22 protein-coding genes are annotated in these 23,705 nt (G+C 64.7%); 15 read left to right on the forward strand and 7 right to left on the reverse strand.

Annotation, left to right across the window (positions count from 1 at the left end; all coding sequences use genetic code 11):
- Nucleotides 1-136 precede the first annotated feature (136 nt).
- Nucleotides 137-1,381, reverse strand: coding sequence for an ABC transporter substrate-binding protein (locus AC07N6_RS19515; protein WP_494783155.1), 1,245 nt, complete (start codon nt 1,379-1,381; stop codon nt 137-139).
- Between the two features lie 414 nt (nt 1,382-1,795).
- On the opposite strand from AC07N6_RS19515, the gene fdxA reads away from it, so the two are divergent.
- From fdxA to AC07N6_RS19530, 3 genes are all read left to right on the forward strand, one after another.
- Nucleotides 1,796-2,119 (forward strand): ferredoxin FdxA, encoded by a 324-nt coding sequence (gene fdxA / locus AC07N6_RS19520; protein ID WP_494783156.1) that lies wholly within the window; start codon nt 1,796-1,798, stop codon nt 2,117-2,119.
- A 148-nt stretch (nt 2,120-2,267) separates the two neighbouring features.
- Nucleotides 2,268-3,341: an NAD(P)/FAD-dependent oxidoreductase gene (locus tag AC07N6_RS19525; protein ID WP_494783157.1), complete on the forward strand. Its 1,074-nt coding sequence runs from the start codon at nt 2,268-2,270 to the stop codon at nt 3,339-3,341.
- Nucleotides 3,342-3,705: 364 nt separating this feature from the next.
- Nucleotides 3,706-4,941 (forward strand): polyhydroxyalkanoate depolymerase, encoded by a 1,236-nt coding sequence (locus AC07N6_RS19530; RefSeq protein WP_494783158.1) that lies wholly within the window; start codon nt 3,706-3,708, stop codon nt 4,939-4,941.
- An 87-nt stretch (nt 4,942-5,028) separates the two neighbouring features.
- Here the strand turns inward: AC07N6_RS19530 and AC07N6_RS19535 are convergent, their stop codons facing one another.
- Nucleotides 5,029-6,165: an OpgC domain-containing protein gene (locus AC07N6_RS19535; RefSeq protein WP_494783159.1), complete on the reverse strand. Its 1,137-nt coding sequence runs from the start codon at nt 6,163-6,165 to the stop codon at nt 5,029-5,031.
- A 488-nt stretch (nt 6,166-6,653) separates the two neighbouring features.
- Between AC07N6_RS19535 and rsxB the strand changes: the two genes are divergently transcribed.
- The 3 genes from rsxB (at nt 6,654) to AC07N6_RS19550 (ending at nt 8,693) form a co-directional block, all read left to right on the forward strand.
- The gene (rsxB, locus tag AC07N6_RS19540; protein WP_494783160.1) at nt 6,654-7,370 is read left to right on the forward strand and encodes an electron transport complex subunit RsxB; all 717 of its coding nucleotides are present in this window, start codon (nt 6,654-6,656) and stop codon (nt 7,368-7,370) included.
- 75 nt (nt 7,371-7,445) lie between these two features.
- Nucleotides 7,446-8,096, forward strand: coding sequence for an endonuclease III (gene nth, locus AC07N6_RS19545; protein ID WP_494783161.1), 651 nt, complete (start codon nt 7,446-7,448; stop codon nt 8,094-8,096).
- 165 nt (nt 8,097-8,261) lie between these two features.
- Nucleotides 8,262-8,693: a DUF1841 family protein gene (locus AC07N6_RS19550; protein WP_494783162.1), complete on the forward strand. Its 432-nt coding sequence runs from the start codon at nt 8,262-8,264 to the stop codon at nt 8,691-8,693.
- Nucleotides 8,694-8,777: 84 nt separating this feature from the next.
- Here the strand turns inward: AC07N6_RS19550 and AC07N6_RS19555 are convergent, their stop codons facing one another.
- The 3 genes from AC07N6_RS19555 to AC07N6_RS19565 all read right to left on the reverse strand — a co-directional run bounded on the left by AC07N6_RS19555 (nt 8,778) and on the right by AC07N6_RS19565 (nt 12,062).
- Entirely contained in the window at nt 8,778-9,134 is a 357-nt protein-coding gene (locus tag AC07N6_RS19555) for a c-type cytochrome (RefSeq protein ID WP_494783163.1), read from the reverse strand.
- Between the two features lie 13 nt (nt 9,135-9,147).
- Nucleotides 9,148-9,468, reverse strand: a complete 321-nt coding sequence (locus tag AC07N6_RS19560; protein ID WP_494783164.1) for a c-type cytochrome — start codon at nt 9,466-9,468, stop codon at nt 9,148-9,150.
- Between the two features lie 344 nt (nt 9,469-9,812).
- The gene (locus AC07N6_RS19565; protein ID WP_494783165.1) at nt 9,813-12,062 is read right to left on the reverse strand and encodes a site-specific recombinase; all 2,250 of its coding nucleotides are present in this window, start codon (nt 12,060-12,062) and stop codon (nt 9,813-9,815) included.
- Between the two features lie 250 nt (nt 12,063-12,312).
- Between AC07N6_RS19565 and AC07N6_RS19570 the strand changes: the two genes are divergently transcribed.
- From AC07N6_RS19570 to AC07N6_RS19580, 3 genes are read left to right on the forward strand one after another with little or no spacing between them, the layout of a single operon-like run.
- Nucleotides 12,313-13,179 carry an AAA family ATPase gene (locus tag AC07N6_RS19570; RefSeq protein ID WP_494783166.1) on the forward strand — a complete coding sequence of 289 codons (867 nt, stop codon included), beginning with the start codon at nt 12,313-12,315 and terminating at the stop codon, nt 13,177-13,179.
- Between the two features lie 24 nt (nt 13,180-13,203).
- Nucleotides 13,204-13,791: a GNAT family N-acetyltransferase gene (locus AC07N6_RS19575; RefSeq protein WP_494783167.1), complete on the forward strand. Its 588-nt coding sequence runs from the start codon at nt 13,204-13,206 to the stop codon at nt 13,789-13,791.
- A 19-nt stretch (nt 13,792-13,810) separates the two neighbouring features.
- Complete coding sequence (locus tag AC07N6_RS19580) at nt 13,811-14,980, forward strand: vWA domain-containing protein (protein WP_494783168.1); 1,170 nt, start codon at nt 13,811-13,813, stop codon at nt 14,978-14,980.
- Nucleotides 14,981-15,148: 168 nt separating this feature from the next.
- Here the strand turns inward: AC07N6_RS19580 and AC07N6_RS19585 are convergent, their stop codons facing one another.
- Nucleotides 15,149-15,349, reverse strand: coding sequence for a heavy-metal-associated domain-containing protein (locus tag AC07N6_RS19585; RefSeq protein ID WP_494783169.1), 201 nt, complete (start codon nt 15,347-15,349; stop codon nt 15,149-15,151).
- A 167-nt stretch (nt 15,350-15,516) separates the two neighbouring features.
- Here AC07N6_RS19585 and AC07N6_RS19590 point away from each other — a divergent pair, with 167 nt between their 5' ends.
- From AC07N6_RS19590 to AC07N6_RS19605, 4 genes are all read left to right on the forward strand, one after another.
- Entirely contained in the window at nt 15,517-17,745 is a 2,229-nt protein-coding gene (locus AC07N6_RS19590) for a heavy metal translocating P-type ATPase (protein ID WP_494783170.1), read from the forward strand.
- Nucleotides 17,746-17,749: 4 nt separating this feature from the next.
- Nucleotides 17,750-18,175, forward strand: a complete 426-nt coding sequence (gene cueR / locus AC07N6_RS19595) for a Cu(I)-responsive transcriptional regulator (protein WP_494783171.1) — start codon at nt 17,750-17,752, stop codon at nt 18,173-18,175.
- Complete coding sequence (locus AC07N6_RS19600) at nt 18,172-19,149, forward strand: Gfo/Idh/MocA family protein (RefSeq protein ID WP_494783172.1); 978 nt, start codon at nt 18,172-18,174, stop codon at nt 19,147-19,149. Before cueR ends, AC07N6_RS19600 begins: the two co-directional genes overlap by 4 nt.
- A 152-nt stretch (nt 19,150-19,301) precedes the next feature.
- Complete coding sequence (locus AC07N6_RS19605) at nt 19,302-20,198, forward strand: alpha/beta fold hydrolase (protein ID WP_494783173.1); 897 nt, start codon at nt 19,302-19,304, stop codon at nt 20,196-20,198.
- Nucleotides 20,199-20,321: 123 nt separating this feature from the next.
- On the opposite strand, the gene cadR is transcribed toward AC07N6_RS19605, so the two are convergent.
- Complete coding sequence (gene cadR / locus AC07N6_RS19610) at nt 20,322-20,774, reverse strand: Cd(II)/Pb(II)-responsive transcriptional regulator (protein ID WP_494783174.1); 453 nt, start codon at nt 20,772-20,774, stop codon at nt 20,322-20,324.
- Between the two features lie 83 nt (nt 20,775-20,857).
- Here cadR and AC07N6_RS19615 point away from each other — a divergent pair, with 83 nt between their 5' ends.
- Together AC07N6_RS19615 and AC07N6_RS19620 are read left to right on the forward strand one after the other, a co-directional pair.
- Entirely contained in the window at nt 20,858-23,164 is a 2,307-nt protein-coding gene (locus tag AC07N6_RS19615; protein ID WP_494783175.1) for a heavy metal translocating P-type ATPase, read from the forward strand.
- A gap of 24 nt (nt 23,165-23,188) precedes the next feature.
- Nucleotides 23,189-23,641 (forward strand): hypothetical protein, encoded by a 453-nt coding sequence (locus tag AC07N6_RS19620; protein ID WP_494783176.1) that lies wholly within the window; start codon nt 23,189-23,191, stop codon nt 23,639-23,641.
- The last annotated feature ends 64 nt before the right edge of the window (nt 23,642-23,705 follow it).

Consider the following 23,705-nt stretch of genomic DNA (forward strand, 5'->3'; position numbering starts at 1 on the left):
TGAGGTGTTGACGATCGGCGTGGCCCTGGACAGATTTTCAATCCGACATGGGCCGGATTGCGCCGTGGCCGCTATCTTAACCCGGATCGAAACAAGCAAATCCCCGCAACGCATGGGGCTTTTGCCCGCGCGAGGCCTATCTCATGGCCGCAGTGGGACGGCGGCTGCGCACATAGACGGCATTGGGCATGTAGGCGGCGCCATCGAGATAGCGCCAGTTGCTCATGCTGCTGTGGCCGTCCTTCTGGGATACCTGGCCGACGAAGGCGCCCATCGAGGCCTGCTGGTCGAGCGCGCGAAAGGCGATCGGCCCCAGCGGCGACTCCAGTTGCAGGCCGCGCAGCGCGTCGACCAGCGCTTCGCCGTCGGCGGCATCGGACTTCTTCAGGCCGGCGGCGATGGCCATCATGGTGGTGTAGCCGAACACCGACGACAGTTGCGGACGCTGGTTGAACTTCTTCAGGTAAGCCTCAAGGAAGCGCTGGTGCTCGGGCGTGGCGATCTGGTCCCAGGGGTAGCCGATCGCGATCCAGTCGCGGATGGCTTCGCTCTGCGCCGGGTCCAGGCTCTGGGCGCCGGCCGACGCCATGGAGACCACGCGCGTGCCGGCAAACAGTTGCTGGCGGTTGCCGGCCTGGACGAACTTTTGCAGGTCGTCGCCGAAGGTGGCGTTGAAGATGGCGTCCGGACGGGCCTGGCGGATCGCCCGCACCACATCGTCGGCCTTGATCTTGCCCAGCGCCGGCCACTGGTCGTTGACGAACTCGACATCCGGGCGCGCCTGCTTGAGCAACAGCTTGAAGCTGGCCACGGCGCTTTGGCCGTATTCATAGTTGGGCGCCACCACCGCCCAGCGGCGGCCCGGCATGCGGGCCGCCTGCTCGGCCAGCATGGCGGCCTGCATGTAGGTGGAAGGCCGTACCCGGAAGGTGTAGCGATTGCCCTTGTCGAGCGTAATGGCGTCCGACAAGGCATCGCCGACCACCAGCACGGTCTTGCCGCGCGCGGCTTCGCGCGCGACCGCCAGCGCGACATTGGACAGCATGGTGCCGGTCAGCACCGCGACATGTTGCTCGCGCACCAGCTCGCGGGCGTTGCGGGCGGCCTGCTCGGCATCGCCGTTGTCGTCGCGCGCCACCAGTTCCAGCGGCCGGCCGCGCACGCCGCCGCCGGCATTGATTTCTTCCAGCGCCAGCGCCAGGCCGTTGCGGTAGGCCTGGCCGACCGGCGACAGGCTGTTGTGGCTGTTGATTTCGCCAATGCGGATGGCCTCGGCGGCGCCTGCGGCCGGGGCCAGGCTCAGGGCGACGGCCGCGGCCAGGCCGGCCAGCAGGGAGGAAAATCGGAAACGATATGCTTGTTTGGGCTGTTCAGCGTTCACGCCGGGACATCCTTTTCTTGAATCAGGCGGTTCATCAGCGTGCTGCCCCGCCCTGCCCGCACGCTCCGGCGACCCGGCCCAAAGGCCCAGGAACCTGCTTACGGCGGCGTGCGACCGGCATTGGCGGCGGCTTTTGCTATCGCTGCATTGTTTATTTACTTATACGTAATCTGTATAAGCCTCATTTGTGGGAAAAATCGAATTACCTTAAAATACAAGGCTTTGCAGCAGGCTGCGCACGGGATTTTCGGCCGCCGGAAACGGCATGGAAAACGGGCATGGAAAACAGGCATGGAGCACAGCGAGGATCGTATGACGCCAGCCAGCCGCAGAATGATTTTAACCGTGCCATATTGCCATCAATTGCGGCGCAGTTAGCCATCGGTTTTAAGAATATTTACAGATAGGACAGTTATGACCCACGTTGTCACCGATTCCTGCATCCGTTGCCGCTATACGGATTGCGTGGATGTTTGCCCGGTGGATTGCTTCCGCGAAGGCCCCAATTTCCTCGCGATTGATCCGGACGAATGCATCGACTGCGCGGTATGCGTCGCAGAATGCCCGGTCAACGCGATTTACGCGGAAGAAGACGTGCCCGCCGACCAGCAGCAATTCATCGCGCTCAACGCCGACCTCTCCCGCAACTGGCCGTCCATCACCAAGACCAAGGCTCCGCTGGACGAAGCCGAGGAATGGAAGGACAAGACCGACAAGCTGCAATACCTGAAGCGCTGATCGTTCGCGACGCTTCAGGATAGAACAGCAGCGCCCTTAGCAGCTTCAGCATGCGGTTGCGCATCCAGCCAGGCTCTTCACCGCCAGCCAGATGCGCAACCGCTTGCATTTTGCTTTCAGATAATTGAACAGGAATATCAGGAAAATCATGGAAAACAACGTCAAGGGCGCAGTTGCCCAAGGCCCCATCGAAACCGATGCCATCATCATCGGCGCCGGCCCGGTCGGCCTCTTTCAGGTGTTCGAACTCGGTTTGCTGGAAATCAAGGCGCATGTGATCGATTCGCTGCCGGTGGTGGGCGGCCAGTGCGTTGAACTGTATCCGGACAAGCCGATCTACGACATCCCGGCCGTGCCTGTTTGCACCGGCCAGGAACTGACCGACAACCTGTTGAAGCAAATCGAACCGTTCGAGCCGACCTTCCACCTGGGCCAGGAAGTGACCCTGGTGCAAAAGCGCGAAGACGGCCGTTTCGACGTTGAAACCTCCACCGGCACCCGATTCATCACCAAGACCATCTTCATCGCCGCCGGCGTCGGTTCGTTCCAGCCGCGCACGCTGAAGGTCGATGGCATCGAGCAGTTCGACGGTTCGCAGGTGTTCTACCGCGTCAAGGATCCCGCGAAGTTCGAAGGCAAGAACATCGTCATCTGCGGCGGCGGCGACTCCGCGCTGGACTGGGCGCTGAACTTCGTCGGCAAGGCCGAATCGGTGATCCTGCTGCACCGTCGCGAAGAATTCCGCGCCGCGCCGGCATCGGTGGCCAAGATGAAGGAATTGTGCGAACAGTATGAGATGCAGTTCCTGGTCGGCCAGGTCACCGGCACCGAGATCAAGGACGGCAAGCTGGCCGAGGTCAAGGTCACCGGCGCCGACGGCGTCACCCGCCGCCTGCCGCTGGACATGCTGCTGGTGTTCTTCGGCCTGTCGCCCAAGCTGGGCCCGATCGCCGAGTGGGGCCTGGACATCGAGCGCAAGCAGTTGAAGGTGGTCGATACCGAGAAGTTCGAGACCAACGTGCCGGGCATCTTCGCCGTGGGCGACATCAACACCTATCCGGGCAAGAAGAAGCTGATCCTGTCGGGCTTCCACGAAGCCGCGCTGGCCGCCTTCGGCGCCGCGCCCTACATCTTCCCGGAAAAGAAGATCCACATGCAGTACACCACCACCTCGCCCAAGCTGCACAAGATCCTGGGCGTGGAAACCCCGGTGTTCGACTGAACCGGAGCGGCGCACAGGTCTTCTCCAAGCATTACCCAAAAGCAAAAAATCCCTCAAGCCCCTGCCATGCAGGGGCTTTTTTCATTTCCGCGCCGCGAATCTTTGGCTGCCCGCCAAACTTTCATTCGGGTTTTCTGTATTTGGTCTTACCAGCATAAAAGCCCCTGAATAAAGCGTGCTATGCTATTGCGTCGCAACATCGACATGTTGACAAAAATGCAACTCAATGCGTCGCGTCATCGTAAAACCATCGCCAAACGTTTGTTGCACATGCTTGGCTCCCCCGCGCCAATCCGCCACCGGCGGCGCCATGCGTCCGTCCACCGAGCGGCGCGGCCAGCCAGCGCTTGTATAAAGGTCAGCTATGCTTTATCAACTGCATGAATTCAACCGTACGTTTCTGAACCCGATGATGCAATGGGCGGAAACCTCGGCAAAACTGTTTTCCGATCCGGTTTCCCCGCTCGCCCACACGCCTTTTTCGCAGCGCATCGCCGCCGGCTACGAGCTGCTGTACCGCCTGTCCAAGGAATACGAAAAGCCGCAGTTCAACATCCATGAAGTGGAAGTCGACGGCAAGCCCACCGGCATCGTCGAGGAAGTCGTCGAGACCAAGCCCTTCTGCCGCCTGATCCATTTCAGGAAGGATCTGGGCGCACGCCAGATCGCCGCGCTCAAGCAGCCGACCGTGCTGCTGGTGGCGCCGCTGTCCGGCCACCATGCCACCCTGCTGCGCGAAACCGTGCGCGCGCTGCTGCAGCAGCATGACGTCTATATCACCGACTGGACCGATGCCCGCATGGTCCCGATCGAACAAGGCGACTTCCACCTGCACGACTACGTCTACTATGTGCAGGACTTCATCCGCCTGCTGGGCCCGGACGTGCACGTGATCTCGGTGTGCCAGCCGACCGTGCCGGTGCTGGCGGCCATTGCGCTCATGGCCAGCGACAACGATCCCAAGCTGCCCAAGAGCATGACCATGATGGGCGGCCCGATCGATGCCCGCAAATCGCCCACCTCGGTCAACGACCTGGCCACCGAAAAACCCTATTCGTGGTTTGAAAACACCGTCATCTACAGCGTGCCGGCCAACTATCCCGGCTTCGGCCGCAAGGTCTATCCGGGCTTCCTGCAGCACGCCGGCTTCGTGGCGATGAACCCGCGCCGCCACGCGCAAAGCCACTGGGACTTCTACATGCACCTGCGCGACGGCGACGACGCCTCGGCCGAGGAGCACCGCAAGTTCTACGACGAGTACAACGCCGTGCTGGACATGCCGGCCGAGTTCTACCTCGAGACCATCAAGATCGTGTTCCAGGATTTCGACCTGGCGCGCGGCGCCTGGAAGATCGAAGGCAAGCCGGTGCGGCCGCAGGACATCAAGTCGGTGGCGCTGTTTACCATCGAAGGCGAGCTGGACGACATTTCCGGCTCCGGCCAGACCGAGGTGGCGCACGCGCTGTGCAGCGGCATCCCCAAGGCGGGCAAGCAGCATTTCACCGTGCCCAAGGCCGGCCACTACGGGATTTTCTCGGGCCGCCGCTGGCGCGAGATCGTCTGCCCCAAGATCGCCGAGTTCATCCGCAGCAAGGCCTGATCCGGCAGTTCCGCAAGTACGGCAAGAAAAGAGAAAGAGCCGGCGTCCGCTGTCATGGCGGCGCCGGCTCTTTTTTGCGCGGCCGGTTCAATGCGCGTGCAGGCCATGCGCGCGGCGCTGCCTGGCGCGGCGGTAATCCTTCCAGGCCTGCGCCAGCACGCCGATGGCCAGCATCGCGGCGATGGCCGACAGATCGGCCATCAGGCCCGACCAATTCCCCGGCTGCCCATCGGTGGCGAGATACAGGAGGATATCGGCCAGCAGCGAGACCATCGTCCCCGAGACAAAGCACACCAGCCCATTGCGGCCAACCGTGACCACCAGCGGCAGGCGCTCGGCCAATTGCAGGATCCAGCCCTGGCGCACCATCATCGCCACCAGCCACAGCACCGCCATGAAACTGCCCACGCGCAGCGACGACAGGTTCTGCTTGAAGACCGGGCCCGGATCGAACTCCACGAACATGCGCACGCACAGGAAAACGATCGCCACCGCCGCGGCAACCCGGGTCAGCTTGCGCCGGCGCAGCACGGCGTCGGCATCCTCGCGCTGGTAGCTCTTCAGCGGATGCAGGCGGCATACCGTGCCGATCACGAACAGCAGTTGCCAGGCGAAGGGGTTGAACGTCCAGCCGGTGGGCGACACCGCCGGCAACAATGGCGCCAGCAGCGGCGCCACGCCCCACAACGCCAGGCTGGCCGCCACCGTCAGCCAGGGCCGGCGGCGCACCGAAGGCACGATCACCGGAGAGGCCAGCGCAAACAGCATGTACATCGGCAGGATGCTCGACAGATAGGGCTGGCGCGCCAGCCGGATCATCTCCATGCCGATCTGCAGGGGTTCGTCGATGAAGGTGCCGATATCGGTGTACTCGACCGTGGGCGCATGCAGCCGCAAGGCGGTAAACAACAGGCCCATGGCCAGCATCAGCGCCACCGTCAGCAGGAAGGAACGGTAGAGCTGCCAGCCGCGCCGCAGGAAGCGCCAGCGCGCGGCCCCATCGCCCTTCTCGTCGGCGATGGCGGTATAGGCGGCGGCAGTGGCGTAGCCGGCCAGGAAGACGAATACCTCGGTGGCGTCGAAGATGGCGAAGCGCTGCAAGGTGAACTGGCCCAGCATGCTGCCCGAAATGTGGTCCACCACGATCATCAGCAGCACCACGCCGCGGAAGAAGTCGACTTCAAGGGAACGTCCGCCTGCCGTCGGATGTGGGAACTTGATCATGGTGCGCTCTCGCCGGGGCGATGCCGATGTGGTTGGGGAACGGATGCCGTGCCGCGCATCCGGATACTGGGAATGGATGGCCGCGGCGCGTCGAAGTTCAGCCAAATAACCAACCGTTCTAAGAACCTGTTGATGATCTCGCCGGGAGTTGATCGAATGCCATATCAGGATGGGCTGCGAGGCTTTGCAACGCCGCAGACCGCCTGAAAGGGTATTTGAGCAAGCTCGGACGGGATCGCAAACAGGTTCTAAGGCAGCGCTGAATAAGTCCCCGTGTGCGACGCGCTCTGGATTGGGATGGGCTGCAAGGCGCAAACCGCAGACGGGCTGGTGGCCCGGCGAGGATTTGCAACGCCGCAGACCGCCCAATCCAGAGATGCGGCACGCGCGGGGGACTTATTCAGCGTTGCCCTAAGCCGGATGGCATGACTTCGCGCCGGTTTCCCCGGATAATGTGACCTTTGCGTTGTTTGCCGAACTGCCTCGCCGTGCCGCCATCCGCCACCACACCGCCTGCCCTGCCCGATCTCGCCGACCGGATCGAAGACCTGCTGCCGCAAACCCAGTGCACCAAATGCGGCTATCCGGCCTGCCGCCCCTACGCCGAAGCGATCGCCGACGGCCGCGCCGCCTATAACCAGTGCCCGCCCGGCGGCGCCGAGGGCATTGCCCGGCTGGCGCAATTGCTGGGCCAACCGATCCTCCCGCTGAATCCGGCCAATGGCCGGGAACAGCCGCGCTTGCTGGCGGTGATCGATGAACAGGCCTGCATCGGCTGCACGCTGTGCATCCAGGCCTGCCCGGTCGATGCCATTGTCGGCGCGGCCAAGCAGATGCATACCGTGGTCGACGACCTCTGCAGCGGCTGCGAACTGTGCGTGGCGCCCTGCCCGGTCGACTGCATCGCCATGGAAGAAGCCACACCGGGCCGCACCGGCTGGCAAGCCTGGACACAAGCGCAGGCGAACGCCGCGCGTGCGCGCCACGATTGGCGCGGCATCCGCCTCGAGCGCGACAAGGCGGAGAATGACGCCCGCCTCGCAGCCAAGGCCGCCGCCAAGCTCAAGGAAGTGGCAGCCGCCGAAACCGGCACGCCCGAGCAGCAAGCCGAGCAGGCGCGCAAGAAAGCCATCATCCAGGCGGCGCTGGAGCGCGCCCGCCTGAAAAAACTGCAAGCCGAACAGGAGCAGGCAGGCAAGTCCTGAGCCCTTGCCGCTCTTTTCGCCTTTTCCCTTTTCCCGTTTTTATCGCCGACCAACGCCACAAGAAAAACGACATCCATGAATCCGACCAAACGCCGCGAAATCTTCGAACGCCTGCGCCTGGCCAATCCAACGCCGGCCACCGAGCTGGAATACAGCACACCGTTCGAACTGCTGATCGCGGTATTGCTGTCGGCCCAGGCCACCGATGTCTCGGTCAACAAGGCCACGCGCAAGCTCTACCCGGTGGCCAACACGCCCCAGAAAATCTACAAGCTTGGCGTTGACAAGCTGATCCCCTATATCCAGACCATCGGCCTGTTCCGCACCAAGGCCAAGAACGTGATCGAAACCTGCCGCATCCTGGTCGAGCAGCACGGCGGCGAGGTGCCGCAAACGCGCGAGGAGCTGGAAGCCTTGCCGGGAGTAGGCCGCAAAACCGCCAATGTGGTCTTGAATACCGCCTTCGGCCATCCGACCATTGCGGTCGATACGCATATCTTCCGCGTCTCCAACCGCACCGGCCTGGCGCCGGGCAAGGATGTGGATGAGGTGGAGCGCAAATTGATGAAGTTCGTGGCGCCGGAATTCATGCAGGACGCCCACCACTGGCTGATCCTGCACGGCCGCTACACCTGCATCGCGCGCAAGCCGCAATGCTGGAACTGCGTGATCGCCGACCTGTGCGAATTCAAGCAGAAGACGCCGCTGCCGCAAAAGGGCATATAGGCAGGCATATCGCCTTTGGGTCTCCGGCAACAACATTGCCTCAAGCCAATCCCGCCGTGGCGCTCGGAAATGATGTCGCCATGCGCTTCCCTTGGCGCATGGCGGCCCTGAAGCCAAACGCGATGCGGCGTAAAATAGAGGTTTGAACTTTCGTTTCCCCGCACCATGTTCACCCCCTCCCAGCACGATGTCCGCCGCTTTTTCTGCGACGCTTACCGCAAGCATCGGGGCCACGAAGTCCTGACCCCGCTCGAAGCGATCGCACGCGACTGGATCATCCAGCATCCGGAATATGAAGAAGCGCTGGGCGACGTCGAACAGGCCATCGCCACCGACTATTCGGTGGAGCGCGGCCAGTCCAATCCTTTCCTGCACCTGTCGATGCATCTTTCGATTACCGAACAGATTTCCATCGACCAGCCGCCCGGCATCCGTGCCGCGTTCCAGATGCTGGCGCAGCGTCGCGGCTCCGAGCATGAGGCGCATCACGAGATCATGGAATGCCTGGGCCAGATGATCTGGAATTCCCAGCGCAACGGCCTGCCGCCGGACGGCGCGGCCTATATCGACAGCATCAAGCGCCGCGCGCAAGCCTGACTTGCGGCGCCATCAAACGAAAAAGCCACGCGGTTTGCGTGGCTTTTTCATGGCGCCGGCAATTGCGCCGCTTACTGGCGCCGCTTACTTGCGCAGCACCAGCGTGCCCGGCAGGCTATGCAGATAGGCGGCGATATTCTGGATATCCCGATCGGTCAGCGGCTTGGCCTGCGCCGCCATGATCGCGTTGGTGCGGCCATTCATGGCGGTGTCGCCGCGGCGGTACGCCATCAGCGCATGCTTGAGGTAATCCTCATGCTGGCCGGCCAGCTTGGGATAGGAAGGATCGATCGGCGAATTGTAGTCCTTGCCGTGGCAGGAAGCGCAGTTGTACTTCTCGACCAGCGCGCGGCCGGCGACAAGGTCGGCCGCCTGGGCCGGCAAAACAACGGCGGACAATACGGCCAACGCCGCGGCCATGCGGGTAATCATGTTGTTCATCTCGTGCGTCCCCTCACTTCTGCTGCGAATAATAGGCGGCCAGGTCGGCGATATCCTGGTCCGACAGGCTGCCGGCGATGCCCCGCATCGACGGATGCGTGCGTTCGCCCTTCTGGTAGGCGCGCAGCGCGTTTTCAAGGTATTTGGGGGATTGGCCGCCCAGCATGGGTACCTGGTAGACCTCAGGGAAGGTGGCTTTGTAACCGGGGATGCCGTGGCATCCGATACACATGGACACTTTATTTTCAGCAGCTTTGGCATTACCGACGATGTCCGCCGCAGACGCACTGCCGACAACGCCGCTCAAGGCAAGAAGCACGAGGTGTTTTTTCATGTTCGCAGGGTAAGTAAATTGGACTTAGAGCAGGTTCCGAAACGAATCTTTTGCAACCGGCGGCAATTTGTCTTACTGGTTCATTTGCACACTGGTTCGGCAGGTTTGGCTGTTTTACTGTGGCTCAACCGTTCTTTCGGCTTAAGCATGTCTCTCCACTCCCCCTGCTTACGCAAAAAACCGTTTGATTCTAACCTAATAAACTCAGCATAGTCACCCATTCCCCGGCGCCCTGAAAATCGGCGCAACAGCCCGCCCGGAGCGGGCTTGCAGGAAATACCCCAATATATGCACTGCAATATGACGGGTATAGCCTTGGCAATCAATCAATACTCACCCGTGGCTCACCCGTGCCGCCGCAACCCCTCGGGATGGACGTTGCGTTCGCTGTCGCGGGCGCTCTCGCCGGGCCATTCGGCCTGTGTTTGCGCACCGTCGGCGATATCGGCCGTGGTCTCGCCGCCATCGTCTGCACCGTTGTCCCCATCCTCATCCTCGCCACCGTCCGCCTCATCGTGCACTGCCGCATCGGCGCCCGCCCCGGCGCGTTCGGGAAAGATGAAAAATGCCGGCGCGATGACGAAGCGGCGCAACACCGCCCGCTGCACGAAGCGCCGCATGCGGCGCGGCACGTCGCGCGCGCGCAAGGCCAGCGTCAACGCGCAGGCGAACGCCACCCCCACGCTCAAGAGCGCGCTGATGGCAACGCCGCCGGCGGCCAGCCAGAATGCCGGCGTGGCCAGCGCTTGCCAACCGAGGCTGAATGCCGCTGCCGCCAACGTGCCGGCGGCCAGCGTCACCTGGCGCACCTCCAGCGGCAGGCCGAAGAACTCCGCCAGCACCGGCGTCATCCCCAGCAGCAAACCCAGCACCACGCTGCCGGAGATGGTGGCGACATTGCGTTCCAGCCAGGCCGCGCAACGCTCGGCGCGCAAAGGGCCGAGCGCATGCACCAGGCGGCGCTGGTTGGACATGATTTCGCGCACACGGCGCAAGGCGAACCAGTTGTCGGCGAACCCCGCCGCCAGGCTCGACAGCCACAGCAGCACGCCGGTCAGCGCGGCATAGAGCGGCGTGGGGCCGACCAGCGACAGGGAAGCCAACTCGGCATGCGCCTGCCCGCTTCCCATCGGCACCACGCCGAACAGGAACCAGCCGGCCGCGCAAACCAGGGCCGCCACCGGCGCCACCGCCAACAGGTTGCCGAAAATGGCGGCCGATTGCGAACGCAGCAGCAAGCCCGCTTCCGCGATCAGGCCACGCATGCCATCGGCATCCAGCTCGCCCATATGCGAGGCCAGCATCGGCGCCGCCACGGCCGGCTGGCGCGTGGCCAGCACACCGCCCACGGCGGCAATCAGCAGGAAGCTCGCCGCATAGTTGAGCGACGCCAGCGCGCCCTCGAAGAAATGCGCCGTGCCCAGCCTGGCCACCCCGATCTGCAGCAGCGCCGTGCCGGCCAATACCGCGCCGCCCAGCAAGCCGCCCATCACCACCTTGCGGTAACCGGCCGCATCGCGCGCGATGGCCTGTTCGCCGTGGTTGGCGTTGCGCTCGACCATCTTGCGCGCCAGCAGGGCGAAGCTGCGGCGCATCAGGCCGCGCACCGAGCCGCGGTTGTGGTGCGCCGAAATCAGGTCGGCCAGCAACAACTGCACGCGCCCCGCGCCCGGTTCCCCGGGCACGGCCGCGCGCACATCGATCAGGCGGCCGATGCGCTGCAGATGCGCGCGCATGCGCTCGATGCGGTACACCAGGCTGACCGAGACGCCGTATTCATCCAGGTGGGCATAGATGCGGTCGGTCTGCGCATGGCACACCGCCACCAGCATGCGCACGCTGCGCAGCGCGGCCAGGTCGTAGGGGTTGGTGCGCAGCCAGGCCTCGATCTCGCGCCGCAGCGCCAGGAAAGGCGTGGCGCGCATGGGCATCTTGGGTTCCAGGCGCTGGCGAAAGGCCGGGCTGATGCCGTCGGCGATGACCGTCGTGGTGAGGTAGGTAATGGCCTCTTCGATCTGCTGCCAGTACATGTGCGAAATGCCGTCGTCGGCAAACAGCTTCCATAGCCGCACCAGCAGTTCATTGTCCAGTTCCAGCAGCCAGTTGGCATCGTCCGGATCGGGAAACAGTGCGGTGAAGAGCGAAGACAGGTCGGTCGGGGACAGATGGCGCGGCAGGACCATGCGCGCCAGGCGCTCGGCCAGTTCGCCGAAGAAGCCTGGCTCATGCGGCAGGCCGGTGGTGGAAAACAACTCCGGCCCGTTGGCCTCGCGCAGGGTCTTTTGCATCGCATTCTGCACGTTGCGGCGCACCTCGCGGTGCTGGTCGAGCCAGTCCAGCATGAATGCCAGCCGCTGGCTGCGAACCTTGCTCCAGGCCTGGCGGTCCAGCAGGGACACTGCGGGCCGGTGGCGCAGCCACTCGGCGACGTCGATCAGCCAGTTGGCGCGCTCATGCCAGGCCGATGCGGGATCGGCGCGGCGCATCAAACTGTCGAGTTGCAGCCCGGCATCATGGCGGGCCATGTAGCGGGCCTGCATGCCGTGCCGCAGGCGTCTCCACACCACCAGCATTTTGAAGAACAGGAATTTCATGTGTCTTGTCAGCGTTATGCATGCGGAATTCCCTAAATAAGGGCGAATCCGCAAATTTCAACCCACGGAGCCAACCCGGGTTTTCCCTTATACTCGTTCAAATTGACCAGCCGATGTCTTGCGCCGCAGCACCCGGCGCAGGAAATTGGCCGCACGGAACCACATCATCGCGCCCGCCTGCCCGCATCGCCATGCACCATGCACAGGACGGCGCGGCTCGACAATTGAGACCTCACCAAGGACCGCGCCCATGCCCGACCATGCCGCACGCCCGGAACGCTTCACCGGCTCCGCCACCTACGTCGCCACCGACGACCTCAAACTGGCCGTCAACGCCGCGCTGACGCTGCAGCGCCCGCTGCTCATCAAGGGCGAACCCGGCACCGGCAAGACCATGCTGGCCGAGGAAGTGGCGGCGGCGCTGAACCGTCCGCTGCTGCAATGGCACATCAAGTCCACCACCAAGGCGCAGCAGGGCTTGTATGAATACGACGCGGTCTCGCGCCTGCGCGATTCGCAACTGGGCGACGAACGGGTCAAGGACATCCACAACTACATCGTCAAGGGCGTACTGTGGCAGGCGTTCACTTCACCCGAACCGGTGGTGCTGCTCATCGACGAGATCGACAAAGCCGACATAGAGTTCCCCAACGACCTGCTGCGCGAAATCGACCGGATGGAGTTCTACGTCTACGAGACGCGTGAAATGGTGAAGGCCAGGCACCGGCCGCTGGTGGTGATCACCTCCAACAACGAGAAGGAATTGCCCGACGCCTTCCTGCGCCGCTGCTTTTTCCACTACATCAAGTTCCCCGACAAGGACACCATGCAGCAGATCGTCGACGTGCACTTCCCGCACCTCAAGCGCGAATTGCTGGCGCAGGCGCTGCAGAGTTTCTATGAAGTGCGCGACGTGCCCGGCCTGAAGAAGAAACCGTCGACCTCGGAACTGATCGACTGGCTCAAGCTGCTGATGGCGGAAGATATCCCGCCCGAGGCGCTGCACAGCCAGGATGGCAAGGCCGCCGTGCCGCCGCTGCACGGCGCGCTGCTCAAGAACGAACAGGACGTCCACCTGTTCGAGCGCCTGGTGTTCATGTCGCGCAACAACCGCTAGCTTGCCACCCGCCCCGGAGACGCCATGCAATTCCTCTCGCCGATCACGCTCAAAGGCCATTTCGCCAATGTCGAACCGCTTTCCCTCGAACACCATGATGCCCTGATCGCCGCGGTCTCCGACGGCAAGCTGTGGAAGCTCTGGTACACCTCCGTCCCCAAGCCGGAGAACATGCGCGCCGAGATCGAGCGCCGCCTGCACTTGCAACAGCAAGGCAGCATGCTGCCCTTCGTGATCCGGCGCAACGACACCGGCGCGCTGTGCGGCATGACCACCTATATGAATGCGGACGCCGCCAACCGCCGCGTCGAAATCGGCTCCACCTGGTACGCCGCCAGCGCCCAGCGCACCGGCATCAATACCGAATGCAAGCTGATGATGCTCACGCACGCCTTCGAAGACATGCACTGCATCGCCGTCGAATTCCGCACCCACTGGATGAACCAGCAGTCGCGCGCCGCCATCGCCCGCCTGGGGGCCAAGCAGGACGGCATCTTGCGCAACCACCAGCGCATGCCGGACGGCTCGCTGCGCGATACCGTGGTGTTCTCCATCATCGAATCCGAGTGGCCCTCCGTGCGGCGCCACTTGCAGTACAAGCTGGGGCGCTGAACGCCCGCGGCCGACGTCGATGCTGATCGATTTTTTCTTTACCGTGAAAGACGCCGGCGTGCCGGCCTCGATCAAGGAATTCCTCACCCTGCTCGAAGCGATGGACAAGCAGGTCATCGCGCCGTCGATGGATGAGTTCTACTATCTTTCCCGCCTCACCCTGGTCAAGGACGAGGCCAATTTCGACAAGTTCGACCGCGCCTTCGGCGCCTACTTCAAGGGCATCGAAACCCTGTTCGAGAAGAAGCCCGAGATCCCGCTGGAATGGCTGCTCAAAAAACTGGAGCGCGAGCTCACGCCGGAACAGAAAGCGGCCATCGAGAAGTTCGGCTACGACAAGCTGATGGAGCGCCTGAAGCAACTGCTGGAAGAACAGAAGGAGCGCCACGAAGGCGGCAGCAAGTGGATCGGCACCGGCGGCGTCTCGCCCTTCGGCCATGGCGGCTACAACCCGGAAGGCATCCGCATCGGCGGGGTCGGCAAGAACCGCAGCGCGGTCAAGGTATGGGATGCGCGCGAGTACCAGGACTACGACGGCGAGCGCGAACTGGGAACGCGCAACATCAAGGTGGCCTTGCGCCGCCTGCGCAAGTTCGCCCGCTCCGGGCTGGAAGAGGAACTGGCGCTGGACGACACCATCCGCGCCACCGCCAGCAATGCCGGCTATCTCGACATCCGCATGCAGCCCGAACGCAAGAACAACATCAAGGTGCTGATGCTGTTCGACGTCGGCGGCTCGATGGACGACCACATCGCGCGTACCGAGGAGCTGTTCTCGGCCGCGCGCACCGAGTTCAAGAACATGGAGTTCTTCTACTTCCACAACTGCGTCTACGACTACCTGTGGAAGAACAACCGGCGCCGCCACGCCGAACGCTTCCCGACCTGGGACGTGCTGCGCAAGTACACGCCGGACACCAAGCTGATCTTCGTCGGCGACGCCACCATGAGCCCTTACGAAGTGGCGCAACCGGGCGGCTCGGTGGAATATAACAACGCCGAGGCGGGAGCGGTCTGGCTGCAACGCTTCACGGCCGCCTTCCCGCGCTTCGCCTGGCTCAATCCGGAACCGGAAGGGCTGTGGCAATACCGGCAGTCGATCGCGCTGATCCGCCAGTTGATGAACGAGCGCATGTTCCCGCTCACCATCGATGGGCTGGAGCGGGCGATGCGGTTGTTGAGCAAATAAGCTCTATCGTATCCGCCGACCTCAATCCCTCGCGCGCCGTCATCCTGACGAAAGTCAGGATCCAGTGTCGTGCCAGTGGCTGGAGAAATACGGCAAACGCCGCTGGATCCCGGCCTGCGCCGGGATGACGGCTTGTTTAAGCAAAATGTCTCTTCCCGCCAACTGCAATCAGGCAGCAACCGGCGTATAACCCGCCTCCGCGATCGCTTCCGCAAACTCCTGCGCCGGCAGCGCGCTGTCGATGACCACGCGCTTTTCTGCCACGGCGATGTCGATCTTGGCGTTGGCATCGACATCCTTGACGGCCTTGGTAATGACACTCGCGCAGTGGTTGCAGGTCATGTCGTTGACGGTGAATGTCGTGCTCATGCTGGTTCCTTTCAGAAAGTGAAGTAGACGAGCATAAGCTTAAACCTTCCAACAATGGTAAGGTCAAGTACTCCAAACACCAATCCATGCGAAAATCCCGCTTGACCTTACCATGATGGGAAGGATGATGATGCAGCCATGACCATCCTCTCCCCGGAGTTTTTGCCATGACCAGCACCACCCGTGAATTCAGTCTCGATATCGAAGGCATGAGCTGCGCCTCCTGCGTCAACCGTGTCGAGAAGGCCTTGAAGAAGGTGCCGGGCGTGTCGGCCGTCAGCGTCAACCTCGCCACCGAAACGGCCAGCATCTCGACCCTGGACGACATCCCCCTCCCCGCCCTGATCGCCGCCGTAGAAAAAGCCGGTTACCAGGCCAGCGCGCATGCGCGGCCCGAAGATGCGCCACGGAAGAAAGCAAGTCCCGCCCTGCCCTCCTGGTGGCCGGTGGCGCTGTCGGCCGCCTTGTCGCTGCCGCTGGTGCTGCCGATGCTGCTGATGCCGTTCGGCATCCGGTTCGAACTGCCGCCGCTGTGGCAATGGCTGCTGGCCACGCCGGTGCAGTTCTGGCTGGGCTGGCGCTTCTACCGCGCCGGCTGGGGCGCGCTGCGCGCGTTCACGGGAAACATGGACTTGCTGGTGGCGCTGGGCACCAGCGCCGCCTACGGCCTGTCGCTGTACCAATGGCTGGGTGCGCAAGCCATGCCCGGCCACGCGATGGCGGCGCCCCATCTCTACTTCGAAAGCGCGGCGGTGGTGATCACGCTGGTGCTGCTGGGCAAATGGCTGGAAACGCGCGCCAAGCGCCAGACCGCCGACGCCATCGCCGCGCTCAATGCCTTGCGTCCGGACCGTGCGCGTGTGCGCCGCGACGGGCGCGATGTCGACGTGGCGCTGGCCGAAGTACGGGTCGGCGACCTGGTGGTGCTGCGCGCCGGCGAACGGGTGCCGGTCGACGGCGTGGTGCGCGAAGGCCGCAGCCATCTGGATGAATCCATGCTGACCGGCGAAAGCCGCCCGCAAGACAAGCAACCCGGCGACAAGGTGTCCGCCGGCGCCATCAATGCCGATGGCGTGCTGCTGCTTGAAACCACCGCCGTCGGCGCCGAGACCGTGCTGGCGCAGATCGTGCGCATGGTGGAACAGGCGCAGGCGGCCAAGGCGCCGATCCAGCGGCTGGTGGACAAGGTCAGCGCCGTCTTCGTGCCGGCCGTGCTGGTGCTGGCGCTGGTCACCTTGGCGGGCTGGGGCCTGTATGCCGGCGACTGGGAGCAGGCCTTGCTCAATGCCGTGGCGGTGCTGGTGATCGCCTGCCCCTGCGCGCTCGGGCTGGCCACACCGACCGCGATCATGGCCGGCACCGGCGTGGCCGCGCGCCACGGCATCCTGATCAAGGATGCGCAGGCGCTGGAGATCGCGCATCGCATCAATGTCGTCGCCTTCGACAAGACCGGCACGCTGACCGTGGGCCGCCCGCACTTGACCGAATGGCAGGCGCTGCAGGACGATGCGCAACTGCTGGCGCTGGCGGCGGCGCTGCAATCCGGCAGCGAGCACCCGCTGGGCCGCGCAGTCGTCGATGCTGCCGCGGCGCAAACCGGCCTGCCGCATCTGCAAGCGGCCGAAGTGCGCAGCGTGGCGGGCCGCGGCATCGAAGGCTGCATCGATGGCGTGCCCTATTACCTGGGCAGCAGCCGCTGGATGCAGGAACTGCAAGCGCCGACGCAGTCGTTGCAACAGCGCGCCGACACGCTCCAGCAGCAAGGCCGCACGCTGTCCTGGCTGGCGCGCAAGGATGGCGAACGCGCCGAGGTACTCGGCCTGCTGGCCTTCGGCGACGAGATCAAGCCGGGCGCCGCCGCCGCCGTACAGGCCTTGCAACAACTGGGCATCGCCACCGTCATGCTGAGCGGCGACAACCGTGGCGCCGCGCAGCAAGTGGCGGCACAGCTCGGCATCGACGACTTCCGCGCCGAGGTACTGCCGGCCGACAAGGCGCAGGCCGTCGACGCGCTGCGCGCGCAGCACGGCATCGGCGGCAAACCCGCCGTGGTGGCGATGGTCGGCGACGGCATCAACGACGCCCCGGCGCTGGCCGCGGCCGATGTCGGCATCGCCATGTCCACCGGCACCGATGTCGCCATGCAGGCGGCCGGCATCACCCTGATGCACGGCGACCCCGGCCTGGCCGCCGACGCCATCGATATCTCGCGCCGCACCTACGGCAAGATCCGCCAGAACCTGTTCTGGGCCTTCATCTACAACCTGGTCGGCCTTCCACTGGCGGCCTTCGGCCTGCTCAACCCGATGCTGGCCGGCGCCGCCATGGCCTTCTCCAGCGTCAGTGTGGTCGGCAACGCGCTGCTGCTGCGCCGCTGGAAACCTCATCAGGAATGACATCATGAATATCGGAGAAGCCGCCAACGCTTCGGGCGTGAGCGCCAAGATGATCCGCCATTACGAAGAGACCGGCCTGATCCCCAAGGCCGGTCGCACCGATGCCGGCTACCGCGTCTACCGCGAGCGCGACGTGCACCTGCTGCGCTTCATCCGCCAGTCGCGCCTGCTCGGCTTTTCCATGAAGCAGATCGCCGACCTGATCGGCCTGTGGCTGGACCAGTCGCGTTCCAGCCGCAAGGTCAAGCAACTGGCCGAGGCGCATATCGGTGAACTCGACCAGCGCATCCGCGAACTGCAGGCGATGAAATCGACACTGGAAACGCTGGCGCGCAATTGCCACGGCGACCACCGGCCCGACTGCCCCATCCTCGATGCGCTGGGCGCCGGGGACGAATCCTGCGCACACGCGCCCAAGGCCGCCGCATGAAGCCGCTACGCTGGGGCATCATCGGCTGCGGCGCCGTCACCGAACGCAAGAGCGGCCCGGCCTACCAGAAGACAGCCGGCTTCGAACTGGCCGCCGTCATGCGGCGCGACACGGCGCTGGCGGCCGACTATGCGCGCCGCCATGGCGTGCCGCGCTGGTTCGACGACGCCGATGCGCTGATCGCCGATGCCGGCATCGATGCCGTCTACATCGCCACCCCGCCCGACACGCACCTGCACTACGCGCTGAAGGTCGCCGCCGCCGGCAAACCCTGTTGCGTCGAAAAACCGATGGCGCCCAGCCACGCCGAATGCCTGGCCATGGTCGAGGCATTCGGGCTGGCCGGATTGCCGTTGTTCGTCGCCTACTATCGGCGCTCGCTGCCGCGCTTCGAACAGGTTCGGAAATGGCTTGCAGATGGCCGCATCGGCACGCCGCGCCATCTCCACTGGCAACTGGCGCGCACCCCGGCCGCGGACGACCTCAACCGAACTTACCGCTGGCGCACCGACGCGCGCATTGCGCCCGGCGGTTATTTCGACGACCTGGCCAGCCACGGCCTGGACCTGTTTTCCCATTTCTTCGGCGAAGTCGCACAGGCTTGCGGCAACAGCGTCAACCAGCAGGGCCTGTACAGCGCATGCGATGCAGTCGTCGCCAGCTGGCGCTACGCATCAGGGGTGACCGGCAGCGGGAGCTGGCACTTCGGTAGCTTCGAGCGCGCCGACCGGGTGGAAATCACCGGTAGCGCAGGCAAGATCGACTTCTCGGTATTTGAAGAGCAGGCGCTGCAATTGACGACTGCCGACGGCATCGAACGCCTGGAAATCCCCCATCCGGAAAACATCCAGTTGCATCACGTCGCCAACATGCGCGCGCACCTCGCCGGCGGCGCGCGCCATCCGTCCTGCGGCGACAGCGCCGCACACACGGCGTGGATGATGGATCGAATCCTGGGCAAGATTGCAGGCTGACGGCAATGACTGACATGCCGCGCCTGGCATGAGGAAATTTCATCCCGGCCCGGTTTTTTTACATTGTCCCGGTGCGGCACTGCTGCGATGATTTACCCGAGATCCTCGGTCACCACAGCGAATATCGCCGCATCCATCGGAGAACGCCTGCCATGCCGCACAGCAATCACCTGAATTTCATCGACACCGACACATTGCGCATCGCCTTTGAAGAAAGCGGCCCGGCCGATGCGCCCGCCGTGGTGCTGGTACATGGCTGGCCGGACGATGTGCGCACCTGGGACCACTTCCTGCAACCCTTGCGCGCGGCGGGCTATCGGGTGATCCGCCCGTTCCTGCGCGGCTATGGGCCGACCCGCTTCCTGTCCGACGCCACCCCGCGCAGCGGCCAGCTGGCCGCGCTGGGTTCCGACCTGATGGCCTTCGTCGATGCCTTGGGGCTGCAGCGCTACGCGCTGATCGGCCACGACTGGGGCGCACGCGCCGCCTACATCGCCGCGTCGCAGACGCCGGAGCGCATCAGCCATTGCATCACCCTCTCGGTCGGCTGGGGCACCAATACCGCCGACCAGAAATTGTCGCTGCAGCAGTCACGCAACTACTGGTACCACTGGTTCTTCGCCACGCCGCGTGGGGCCGACGAACTGAAGCAGGACCGCCGCGCCTTCACCCGCTTCATGTGGACGACCTGGTCGCCGTCATGGTCCTTCGCCGACAGCGAGTTCTCCAACACCTCGGCCTCTTTCGACAATCCCGACTGGGCCGACATCTGCCTGCACTCCTACCGCCACCGCTGGGGCTTCGCTGAAGGCGATCCGGCCTATGCCGGGCTGGAGGCCACGCTGGCGCAGACACCCGTGATCATGGTGCCGACCCTGATGCTGCACGGCGGCGAGGATGGCGCCAACCATCCCTCGACCTCGGAAGGCAAGGACAAGCTGTTCGGGAACGGCTACCGCCGCGTGGTGATCGATGGCGCCGGCCATTTTCCGCAGCGGGAAAAGCCGGACGAGGTGATCGCGGAAGTGATGGCCTGGCTGGCGCGCTGACACTCGCCTGATTCTCCTGGGGCCGGAGGGCATGGCGGGCCGAGGGCAAGGCGCGCCGGCGCAGGCAGTACCAAGGTACGGCAAGCAGGCGCAACGCCGCCATCGGCCTGCCATGCCCTCCGGTCAGTGGCAGCCGCCGCCGTGGCTGCCGAGATTGGCGGGCTTTACATCGTCGGGCAGATTCGCCAATCCCTGCAGGATGCCGCAGTCGCGCGCCGGCTGGTCGGCGTCGCATTGCGCGCGCAATACGTGCAATTGTCCCTGCAAGGCTTTCAATTGTTCGATGCGCTGGGCCACGTGGCCGATGTGCTTGTCCAGCAAGGCATTGACCTCGCCGCAATTCTGCTCGGGCGCATCGCGCAGGCGCAGCAGCTCGCGCACTTCATCCAGCGTCATATCCAGCGAACGGCAGTGGCGGATGAATTGCAGCCGCTCGACATGGCGCGCGCCATACAGCCGGTAATTGGCCTGCGAACGAGTCGGCTCGGGCAGCAGGGTTTCCTTCTCGTAATAGCGGATGGTGTCGACCGGGCAATCGGCCAGCGTTGCCAGTTCGCCAATTTTCAGTGTATCCATGGTGCGCTTGACCTTGTAGTTACTCCAGGGTTTTTAATATAACCGGTAAACAAATCCGCTGCACTGGAGAAAAGGAAAAAGCGATGGCCGCACACCCGCATGGACACCACCACAGTCATGACCATGATCACGCGCATCATGACCACAGCCATGCGCATGCCGACGGCGGTGGCAGCTGTTGCGGCGGCCACGCGCACCAGGCGCTGCAAACGCCAATGCCGGCGGCCCGGCGCCTGGCGGGCGACGCCGAAGAGGCGGTGTTCTTCATCCAGAAGATGGATTGCCCCACCGAGGAAAAGCTGATCCGCGAGCGGCTGGGGCAGATGAGCGGCGTCGGCGCGCTGGAATTCAACCTGATCCAGCGCGAACTGACGGTGCAACACCAGTTACCGTCCATTGCGCCCATCGTCGCCACCCTGAAGGCATTGGACATGCTGCCGGCGGTCAAGTCCGACTCGCTGGACGCCTCCGCCGCGCAGGCCGGCGCCATCGACCAGGCCGCGGCCTACCGCATCCCGGCGCGCCGCTGGATCCTGCTGGGGCTGGCCGGCATCGCCGCGCTGGGTTCCGAGATCGTGGCCTGGACCAGCGGCGACGAACGTTCGCTGCCGGTAATCGCGCTGGCCCTGCTGGGCATTGCGCTGGGCGGGCTGGGTACGCTGAAGAAGGGCTGGATCGCCTTGCGCAACTTCTCGCTCAACATGAATTTCCTGATGTCGCTGGCGGTCATCGGCGCGGCCGTGATCGGCCAGTGGCCGGAGGCGGCGATGGTGATCGTGCTGTTCACGCTGGCCGAGATGATCGAGGCGCTGTCGCTGGACCGCGCGCGCAACGCCATCGCCGGCCTGATGGCGATGGCGCCCGACCTCGCCACCGTGCGCGGCGCCGACGGCAGCTGGGCCAGCACGCCGGCGCGCGAGGTGGCGATAGATGCCATCGTGCGCGTGGCGCCGGGCGAACGCGTGCCGCTCGATGGCGTGATCACCGAAGGCGCAACCAGCATCAACCAGGCGCCGATCACCGGCGAAAGCATCCCGGTCGCCAAGCAGCCGGGCGACGCGGTGTTCGCCGGCACCATCAACGAGCACGGCGCGTTCGTGCTGCGCGTCACCGCCGCCCAGGGCGATTCCACGCTGTCGCGCATCGTCAAGAGCGTGCAGCAGGCGCAAGGCCAGCGCGCGCCGACCCAGCGCTTCGTCGACCGCTTCGCGCAAGTCTATATCCCGGCGGTGGTCGCCATGGCAGTGCTGGTGGCGGTACTGCCGCCGCTGCTGCTGGGCGCCGACTTCCATCCCTGGCTGTACAAGGCGCTGGTGCTGCTGGTGATCGCCTGCCCCTGCGCGCTGGTGATCTCGACCCCGGTCACCATCGTCAGCGGGCTGGCGGCGGCGGCACGCCACGGCATCCTGGTCAAGGGCGGGGTCTATCTGGAACAGGGCCGCAAGCTGCGCGCGCTGGCGCTGGACAAGACCGGCACCATCACCTTCGGCAAGCCGGTGGTGACCGACGTGGTGTCGCTCGCCGCCGCTGCCGACCAGGACGCGCTGCTGCAACTGGCCATCTCGCTGGCCGCGCGCTCGGACCATCCGGTCTCGCGCGCCATCGCCGCCCAACAAGGCGCCGCCGCGCTGGAGGTGAGCGACTTCGAAGCGCTGGCCGGACGCGGCGTACGAGGACGCATCGGCGGCGAACTCTACCACCTGGGCAACCATCGCCTGGTGCATGAACTGGGCATGTGCAGCCCGGCACTGGAAGCGCGCCTGCAAGCCTTTGAGAAGCAGGGCAAGACCACCACCCTGCTATGCCGTGGCGCCCAGCCCCAACTGCTGGTGGCGGTCGCCGACACGGTGCGCCCGAGCAGCCGCGAGGCGGTCGCCGAGCTGCAGCAACTGGGCGTGCACGTGGTCATGCTGACCGGCGACAACGCGCATACCGCGCAAGCCATCGCCGCCCAGACCGGCATCGACGACGCCCGCGGCGACCAACTGCCGGATGACAAGCTCAAGGCCGTCGAAGCGCTGGGTACGCAATATGGCGAGGTCGGCATGGTAGGCGACGGCATCAACGATGCGCCGGCGCTGGCGCGCGCCCGGATCGGTTTCGCCATGGGCGCGGCCGGCACCGACACGGCACTGGAAACCGCCGATGTCGCGCTGATGGACGACGACCTGCGCAAGATCCCCGATTTCATCCGCTTAAGCCGCAAGGCGCATGCGGTGCTGACGCAGAACATCGCCATCGCGCTGGGCATCAAGGTGGTGTTCCTGGCGCTCGCGCTGGCCGGCATGAGCTCGCTGTGGATGGCGGTGTTCGCCGACATGGGCGCCAGCCTGATCGTGGTGTTCAACGGCCTGCGACTGGTGCGCGGAGTGCCGTCGCGGGTCGGGTAAGCGCCTGGTGCTATACTTGCCGCCATGATCCTGCGCGCGAAAATCTTCCTGCTGTGGCTGCTGGCGCTGGCGATCCCCGTCCAGGGGTTCGCCGCCGTGCTGCAGGCCTGCGCGCCGGCCATGCTGCAAACGGCTGCCGCCGGGCACGGCGCGCATGCGGCGCACGCCATGAAACAGGACGAACATGCGCAGGCGACGGCGCACCAGCATGGCCAGCATGCGCAAGCCGCGCTGGTTGCCGATGCGGTTGCCGATGCAGTCGCCAATACGGCGCCCGCGCACGACGCGCCCCACGCCCAGCACAAGAACGCTTCCTGCAGCTACTGCGCCGCCTGCACCACCGGCGCGGTACTGCCGCTGGCGCTGGACGCGCCGCCCGCCCCCGATCTTCCCTCGCGCGAATTCATCGCGCTGCCGGCCACCGGCTTTGTCGGCTACCTGCCGGAAAACCCCGACCGGCCCCCTTCCTCCCTCTGATGCCTGATCGCGCACGCTAGCGCGTGCGCCCACCCCGCCCGGCCACAACACCCGCGGCGGATGA

Source organism: Herbaspirillum sp. GW821-FHT09A12 (assembly GCF_059418325.1).

Coding starts and splice junctions, on each gene's coding strand:
- AC07N6_RS19525 (WP_494783157.1), top strand. CDS start 2,268: ATGGAAAACAACGTCAAGGGCGCAGTTGCCCAAGGCCCCATCGAAACC.
- AC07N6_RS19535 (WP_494783159.1), bottom strand. CDS start 6,165: ATGATCAAGTTCCCACATCCGACGGCAGGCGGACGTTCCCTTGAAGTC.
- fdxA (WP_494783156.1), top strand. CDS start 1,796: ATGACCCACGTTGTCACCGATTCCTGCATCCGTTGCCGCTATACGGAT.
- AC07N6_RS19600 (WP_494783172.1), top strand. CDS start 18,172: ATGAAGCCGCTACGCTGGGGCATCATCGGCTGCGGCGCCGTCACCGAA.
- AC07N6_RS19555 (WP_494783163.1), bottom strand. CDS start 9,134: ATGAACAACATGATTACCCGCATGGCCGCGGCGTTGGCCGTATTGTCC.
- AC07N6_RS19580 (WP_494783168.1), top strand. CDS start 13,811: ATGCTGATCGATTTTTTCTTTACCGTGAAAGACGCCGGCGTGCCGGCC.
- AC07N6_RS19585 (WP_494783169.1), bottom strand. CDS start 15,349: ATGAGCACGACATTCACCGTCAACGACATGACCTGCAACCACTGCGCG.
- AC07N6_RS19530 (WP_494783158.1), top strand. CDS start 3,706: ATGCTTTATCAACTGCATGAATTCAACCGTACGTTTCTGAACCCGATG.
- AC07N6_RS19565 (WP_494783165.1), bottom strand. CDS start 12,062: ATGAAATTCCTGTTCTTCAAAATGCTGGTGGTGTGGAGACGCCTGCGG.
- AC07N6_RS19590 (WP_494783170.1), top strand. CDS start 15,517: ATGACCAGCACCACCCGTGAATTCAGTCTCGATATCGAAGGCATGAGC.
- AC07N6_RS19560 (WP_494783164.1), bottom strand. CDS start 9,468: ATGAAAAAACACCTCGTGCTTCTTGCCTTGAGCGGCGTTGTCGGCAGT.
- AC07N6_RS19550 (WP_494783162.1), top strand. CDS start 8,262: ATGTTCACCCCCTCCCAGCACGATGTCCGCCGCTTTTTCTGCGACGCT.
- AC07N6_RS19615 (WP_494783175.1), top strand. CDS start 20,858: ATGGCCGCACACCCGCATGGACACCACCACAGTCATGACCATGATCAC.
- AC07N6_RS19605 (WP_494783173.1), top strand. CDS start 19,302: ATGCCGCACAGCAATCACCTGAATTTCATCGACACCGACACATTGCGC.
- AC07N6_RS19620 (WP_494783176.1), top strand. CDS start 23,189: ATGATCCTGCGCGCGAAAATCTTCCTGCTGTGGCTGCTGGCGCTGGCG.
- cadR (WP_494783174.1), bottom strand. CDS start 20,774: ATGGATACACTGAAAATTGGCGAACTGGCAACGCTGGCCGATTGCCCG.
- AC07N6_RS19570 (WP_494783166.1), top strand. CDS start 12,313: ATGCCCGACCATGCCGCACGCCCGGAACGCTTCACCGGCTCCGCCACC.
- AC07N6_RS19575 (WP_494783167.1), top strand. CDS start 13,204: ATGCAATTCCTCTCGCCGATCACGCTCAAAGGCCATTTCGCCAATGTC.
- cueR (WP_494783171.1), top strand. CDS start 17,750: ATGAATATCGGAGAAGCCGCCAACGCTTCGGGCGTGAGCGCCAAGATG.
- nth (WP_494783161.1), top strand. CDS start 7,446: ATGAATCCGACCAAACGCCGCGAAATCTTCGAACGCCTGCGCCTGGCC.